A 6,170-nucleotide genomic window follows, 5' to 3' on the forward strand; every position below is an offset into this window, starting at 1 on the left:
GCCTCGCGCGCCTCGTCCAGGCGCAGCGCCGCCGCCGCGTCCGCGACGAGTGTCGCGGGGCCGAGTGCGGCCCGGAACGCCGCGTCGCGCACGTCGAAGGTCCATGACGGTACGGCCGAGCGCAGGCGGGCGAATCGGCGGTGGCCGAGGCCGACGAGGTGTTCGGTGAGGGCGCGCATGTTGTCGGCGACGTCGTGGTTGACGGTGGTGGTGCCGCGGCCGGGTTCGCTGTCGAGCATGACGAGGGGTAGGCCGGGGGAGCCGGGGCCGGTGGAGCGCAGTACGGTGAGGGGTTCGGCGGCCATCGAGGAGGCGAGGATGCCGTCGATGGCGGCGGGGCCGGCGGCGAACGGGCCGGGGGAGAGGTCGAGGCCGTCGCGGGTGGGGTAGACGACGATGCCGAAGTCGCGGCGGGCGGCGACGTTCGCGGCTCCGGTGTGGACGGCGCCGAAGAACGGTGAGGTGAGGACGGGCACGACGAGCAGGACGCTGCGGGTGCGGCCCAGGCGTAGCGATCGGGCGGCGGTGTTGGGTCGGTAGCCGAGGTCGGCGGCGGCGCCGCGTACGGATTCGACGGTGTTGGGCGATACGCGGCCGCGCCATTTGTCGGCGAGCACGAGCGAGACGGTGGATTGCGACACGCCGGCGAGGCGGGCCACGTCCTTGCTGGTGGGCCGGTGTGCCGGGGGTGGGGAGGGTGGGGTCGGCAACAGGGTCCTCGCGCGGCGGTGTGGGGGGATGGTGCGGTGGTCAGCCTAGAACGCGCTTGCCATTCTCCGTGGTCGGCGGCACAGTGACATCTGAAAGTCATACGTATGACGTAGGGCGGGGTGTCGGGCCGACGCACCGTGCACCGGTGAGACGTGTCGGCTTCGGCACGGAAGGGCGGTTCTCGCGTATGCGGACCTATCTGGATCTGCTTCGCGTGCCATCCGCGGCGCGGCTGTTGGGCGGCACGTTGTTCGGTCGGTTGCCCAACGGGATGGGCGCGTTGGCGGTGTTGTTGACGGTGCGCGCGGACGGCGCCGGTTACGGGCTCGCCGGGGTGTTGTCGGCGGTGTACGGGCTCGCGACCGCCGCGGGGCAGCCGGTGCTCGGTCGGTGGATGGATCGGCGTGGGCAGACGGGGGTGTTGATCGGTTCGGCGGTGGTGTCGGCGGCGGCGTACGGCGTGTTCGCGGTGGTGGGCGTGTATCCGTTGCCGGTGGCGGTGGTGGTGGTGTTGATCGCGGGGTTCACCACGCCGCCGTTGGAGGCGGGCCTGCGGGCGTTGTGGCCTTCGGTGCTTACTCAGGAGCGGGTGCAGGCGGCGTACGCGTTGGACGCGGCGGCGCAGGAGATCTTGTTCACGGTGGGTCCGTTGATCGTGGTGCTGGTGACGCAGGTGGCGTCGGCGCAGGCGGCGGTGTGGTTGACCGGCCTGATCGGGGTTGCGGGCACGTTGGTGGTGGCGACGTCGGCGCCGTCGCGGCGGTGGCGTGGCGAGGCGCACACGCCGCATTGGGCGGGGGCGTTGCGGGCGCCGGGCCTGCGGGTGGTGCTGTTGGCGTTCACGCTCGCGGGGACGGCGTTGGGTGTGTTGAGCGTGGCGGCGGTCGCGTATGCGGACCGGGAGGGCTCGGACGCGCTGGCCGGGGTGTTCCTGGCGTCGATGTCGTTCGGTGGTCTGTTGGGCGGGTTGGCGCACGGTGTGGTGGCGTGGCGCAGTGCGCCGGTGGCTCGACTGTCGTGGTTCCTGTTGGGTTTGACGGTGTGTTATCTGCCGTTGGTCGCGGTGCCGGGCCCGTGGTTGATGATGCCGCTCGCGGTGTTGTCGGGGCTGTTTCTGGCGCCGGCCATCGCGTGCAGTTTCACGATGATCGACGAACTGGCGCCGCAGGGCACGGTGACGGAGGCGTTCGCGTGGCTGGTGGCGGCGATCGGGGCGGGTTCGGCGCTGGGGATGGCGGTCGCCGGGTGGGCCGGCGAAGTGGGTGGTGCGCGTGGTGCGTTCCTGGCTGCGGGGGTCGGCGCGGGCCTCGGTTTGTTGGTGTTTCTGGTGGGCCGGGGGCGGGTGATTTCAAACGTGATCCATTTCGAGGGAATCACCGACCCGGAGTTGTCCCGTAACGGCACATCAGCGGCGTAATGTTGCCGCATGGACCGCCGAATCTTCGGGCTGGAGAACGAGTACGGCGTCACCTGTACGTTCCGGGGGCAGCGCAGGCTCTCCCCGGACGAGGTGGCGCGCTACCTCTTCCGCCGAGTCGTGTCGTGGGGCCGAAGCAGCAACGTCTTCCTACGCAATGGGGCCAGGCTGTATCTGGATGTGGGCAGCCACCCCGAATACGCGACGCCCGAGTGTGACTCGGTGCCGGAACTTGTCGTGCACGACAAGGCCGGTGAGCGCATTCTCGAGGGTCTCCTCGTCGACGCCGAACGGCGGCTGCACGAAGAGGGCATCGCGGGCGACGTGTATCTCTTCAAGAACAACACCGATTCCGCAGGCAACTCCTACGGCTGTCACGAGAACTATCTGGTGGCGCGGCACGGGGAATTCTCCCGCCTCGCCGATGTGCTCATCCCGTTTCTGGTGACTCGTCAGATGTTGTGTGGCGCGGGCAAGGTTCTCCAGACGCCGCGTGGTGCGGTGTACTGCGTGAGCCAGCGGGCCGAGCACATCTGGGAGGGCGTCAGTTCCGCCACGACCCGTTCTCGTCCGATAATCAACACGCGCGACGAACCGCATGCCGATGCCGAGCGTTATCGGCGTCTGCACGTGATCGTCGGCGACTCGAACATGGCCGAGCCCACCACGCTGCTCAAGGTCGGCTCGACCGATCTGGTGTTGCGGATGATCGAGGCCGGGATCGTCATGCGGGATCTGACGCTGGAGAACCCGATTCGGGCGATTCGTGAGGTCAGTCACGACATGACGGGTTCGCGCAAGGTGCGGCTGGCCAACGGCCGCGAGGCCAGTGCCCTGGACATTCAGCGGGAATACCTGACGAAGGCTCAGGAGTTCGCGGATCGCCGGGGGATCCGGACCGGCACGGTGGCCAAGGTGCTCGATCTGTGGGAGCGCACGCTCGACGCGATCGACACCGGCAACCTGGACGCGGTCGGGCGCGAGATCGACTGGGTGATCAAGTATCAGTTGATCGAGCGGTATCGGGCCAAGCACAACCTGCCCATGTCCTCGCCGAGGGTCGCCCAGATCGACCTCGCCTATCACGACATCCATCGCCGCCGAGGGCTCTACTACCTGATGGAGCGCCGCGGCCAGATCGACCGGATCGGCGAGGATCTGAAGATCTTCGAGGCCAAGTCGTTGCCACCGCAGACCACGCGGGCCCGGTTGCGCGGCGAGTTCATCAAGAAGGCCCAGGAGCAGCGACGCGACTTCACGGTCGACTGGGTGCATCTCAAGCTCAACGACCAGGCGCAGCGCACCGTGTTGTGCAAGGACCCCTTCCGGTCGGTGGACGACCGCGTGGAGAAGTTGATCGCCAGCATGTGAGGTCGCTTGGCGTGGTCGGTCGCCCGTCTCGCCCCGTGCCGGGGGTGGGGCGGGCGGCTGTCATGCTGGGCGCATGGTCGATACACGTATGTGGGACACCGCGCCGCCGGTCTTCGAACTCGACGCCGTCGACGTGTGGGCGCACGGCCCGGGCGGGCGTACGGACATGCTGGTCGGCGTCGACTGGACGGTGCGCGAGGGGCAGCGCTGGGCGCTCCTGGGGCACAACGGCGCGGGCAAGAGCACGATTTTGGCGCTGGCGGGCGCGCTGCGCTTTCCCGGCAGCGGCTCGGTGACCGTGCTGGGCAAGCGGCTGGGCAAGGTGGACATTCGGGAGTTGCGCGCCGAGGTGGGCGCGGTCAACGCCGCGCAGCGTATCCCCGAGCATCTGACGATCACCGACTATGTGCTGACCGGGGCGAGCGGCACGGTGCAGCCGTTGTACGGGCGCTACGGACCGGCCGAGCAGGCCAGGGCCCGCGAGCTGATCGGCCTGTTGGGCCTGGAGCGGCTCGCGGAGCGCGAGATCCAGGTGTGTTCGCAGGGCGAGCGCGGCCGGGCCCGGATCGCCCGGGCGTTGATGCCCGATCCGCGACTGCTGCTGCTCGACGAGCCCGCCAACGCGCTGGATCTGCCCAGCCGCGAGGAGTTGTTGGCCGCGATCGACCTGCTCACTCGGCAGTACCCGCAGCTCACCCTGGTGATCGTCACGCACCACCTGGAGGAGTTGCCGACCTCGGTGACACACGCGCTGTTGCTGCGCGAGGGCTCCGCCGTCGCGGCGGGGCCGGTGGCGGAGGTGATGACGGACGCGAACCTGAGCGCGTGCTTCGGTATTCCACTGTCGGTGCGGGGCGAGGACGGCCGGTGGGCGGCGCGTTTGGTGCGTCGGGGTCGGGACGTGGCCTGAGGGTTCGTCACGTGCGGGGCTCGCCGTATTTCGCGGAGGGGCCCGTCTTCACGTCGTCCTGACATCGACACCCCATAGAGTGTCCCGGTCCTTGTCCAACTCAGCAGAGGAACATCGTGCGCCGTCTCGCTGCGCTCCTTCTGGTCCCCGCACTGGCCTTCACCGCGGTCGCGTGTGGCGAGGACGACGGAGGAAAGACTGTTACGCCCACCGTCACCGGCGCCTTCGGGCAGGCGCCGGACATCTCCATCCCCAAGGGGAAGGCCGGCGACAAGATCACCTCGTCGGTGCTCATCGAGGGCACCGGGGCGGAGATCAAGAAGGGCGACTACGTGATCGCCCAGACCGTCGGCGAGTTGTGGAACGGCGAGGACTATGGCAACTCGTACGCCACGAGGACGCCCGAGGTCTTCCAGGCCGGCAACACGGAGATGCCCAGGGAAATAGCGCAGGGGATCATCGGCAAGAAGACCGGTACCCGCATGCTCGTGACCCTGCCCGCCAAGCTCGCCGGCACCAAGAAGGACCTGGCGCTGGTGATGGACTTGACCGAGACCAAGACCGTGGACCTCAAGGCCGAGGCCAAGGGCACCCCGGTGACGCCGCCGGCGGGTCTGCCGGTGGCCAAGGTCGAGTCGGGCAAGCCCGCGGAGATCACCATCCCGCCGGGCACCAAGGCCCCCGAGTTGAGCAAGCCGATCGTGCAGACGCTCATCCAGGGTGACGGCCCGGTGGTGGGCAAGGGCGCGCAGATGGTCGCCCAGTACACCGGTGTGCTGTTCGCCAACGGCACCAAGTTCGACTCGTCGTGGGACCACGGGGGTGCGTCGGTCTTTCCGATCGGCGTCGGCCGGGTGGTGACCGGCTGGGACGAGACCCTGGTGGGTCAAAAGGTCGGCAGCCGCGTGATGCTCGTGCTGCCGGCGGACAAGGCGTACGGCGCGGAGGGCAGCCCGCCGACCATTCCGGCGGACGCCCCGCTGGTGTTCGTCGTCGACATCGTGGACGCGTACGGCGGCGCGCCGGCCGCGTAGCGCGCCCGCCGGGCCGGCGGGGCACGCGCGACGGTCGGGGCCGGTACGTTGGACCCCGCATTCAGCACTCGAACGGATACGGACAACGCTGTGAACAACCTTTCGAAGCCCGAGATCGACTTTCCCGAGGGTGGCGTCCCCGCCGACCTGGAGATCACCGAGATCTGGGAAGGTGACGGTGACGTCGCCGCCGCGGGTCACAACGTCAGCGTGCATTACGTCGGCGTGGCGTTCTCCACGGGCGAGGAGTTCGACGCCTCCTGGAACCGCAACAGCCCGCTGGACTTCAAGCTCGGCGTCGGCCAGGTCATCGAGGGCTGGGACCGCGGTGTACAGGGCATGAAGGTCGGCGGCCGGCGCAAGCTGGTCATCCCGGCGCACCTGGCCTACGGCGACCGCGGCGCGCCCGGCGCGATCGCCCCCGGCGAGACGCTGATCTTCGTCGTCGACCTGATGAAGGTCGGCCGATAGTGCCGTGACCGAAAACCGTCACCGGTTTTCGGTCACGGGACCGGTGCACGTCCGTTCGGCCCCGGTCCGCGTTCGCGCGGGCCGGGGCCGACGGCGTGTCACGGCGTCGGGTGTTCGACGGCGTAGTGGCCGGCCGCGGCGGCGGCGAGGAAGTACGCGTAGTCGGCGTCGAGCCCGCGTCCCATCGTGGACAGCCTGGCGGGCGACGCGCGCAGCGCCGCGTCCAGGCCTTCGACGGGCACGGTGACCACGGTGT

7 protein-coding genes are annotated in these 6,170 nt (G+C 69.3%); 5 read left to right on the forward strand and 2 right to left on the reverse strand.

The window, feature by feature from the left end; all coding sequences use genetic code 11:
* A partial coding sequence (locus GT354_RS41280; protein ID WP_161361785.1) for a LacI family DNA-binding transcriptional regulator occupies nt 1-710 on the reverse strand: 710 nt, incomplete at its 3' end.
* A gap of 146 nt (nt 711-856) precedes the next feature.
* Between GT354_RS41280 and GT354_RS41285 the strand changes: the two genes are divergently transcribed.
* The 5 genes from GT354_RS41285 to GT354_RS41305 all read left to right on the forward strand — a co-directional run bounded on the left by GT354_RS41285 (nt 857) and on the right by GT354_RS41305 (nt 5,914).
* Nucleotides 857-2,128 (forward strand): MFS transporter, encoded by a 1,272-nt coding sequence (locus tag GT354_RS41285; RefSeq protein ID WP_346012414.1) that lies wholly within the window; start codon nt 857-859, stop codon nt 2,126-2,128.
* A gap of 9 nt (nt 2,129-2,137) precedes the next feature.
* Nucleotides 2,138-3,499 carry a Pup--protein ligase gene (gene pafA / locus GT354_RS41290; RefSeq protein WP_161361787.1) on the forward strand — a complete coding sequence of 454 codons (1,362 nt, stop codon included), beginning with the start codon at nt 2,138-2,140 and terminating at the stop codon, nt 3,497-3,499.
* A 73-nt stretch (nt 3,500-3,572) separates the two neighbouring features.
* A complete protein-coding gene (locus GT354_RS41295) occupies nt 3,573-4,409 on the forward strand; it encodes an ATP-binding cassette domain-containing protein (RefSeq protein ID WP_237535959.1) in 837 nt (278 codons plus the stop codon).
* A 116-nt stretch (nt 4,410-4,525) separates the two neighbouring features.
* On the forward strand, nt 4,526-5,443 hold the full coding sequence (locus tag GT354_RS41300) for an FKBP-type peptidyl-prolyl cis-trans isomerase (RefSeq protein WP_161361789.1): 918 nt from the start codon (nt 4,526-4,528) through the stop codon (nt 5,441-5,443).
* Nucleotides 5,444-5,533: 90 nt separating this feature from the next.
* Nucleotides 5,534-5,914 (forward strand): FKBP-type peptidyl-prolyl cis-trans isomerase, encoded by a 381-nt coding sequence (locus GT354_RS41305; RefSeq protein WP_161361791.1) that lies wholly within the window; start codon nt 5,534-5,536, stop codon nt 5,912-5,914.
* A gap of 98 nt (nt 5,915-6,012) precedes the next feature.
* Here GT354_RS41305 and GT354_RS56085 read toward each other — a convergent pair whose 3' ends face one another.
* Nucleotides 6,013-6,165, reverse strand: a complete 153-nt coding sequence (locus GT354_RS56085) for a DUF3866 family protein (RefSeq protein WP_346012415.1) — start codon at nt 6,163-6,165, stop codon at nt 6,013-6,015.
* Between the last annotated feature and the right edge of the window lie 5 nt (nt 6,166-6,170).

This window comes from Streptomyces sp. SID3343 (assembly GCF_009865215.1).
Lineage (GTDB): Bacteria > Actinomycetota > Actinomycetes > Streptomycetales > Streptomycetaceae > Embleya.

Coding starts and splice junctions, on each gene's coding strand:
- GT354_RS41295 (WP_237535959.1), top strand. CDS start 3,573: ATGGTCGATACACGTATGTGGGACACCGCGCCGCCGGTCTTCGAACTC.
- pafA (WP_161361787.1), top strand. CDS start 2,138: ATGGACCGCCGAATCTTCGGGCTGGAGAACGAGTACGGCGTCACCTGT.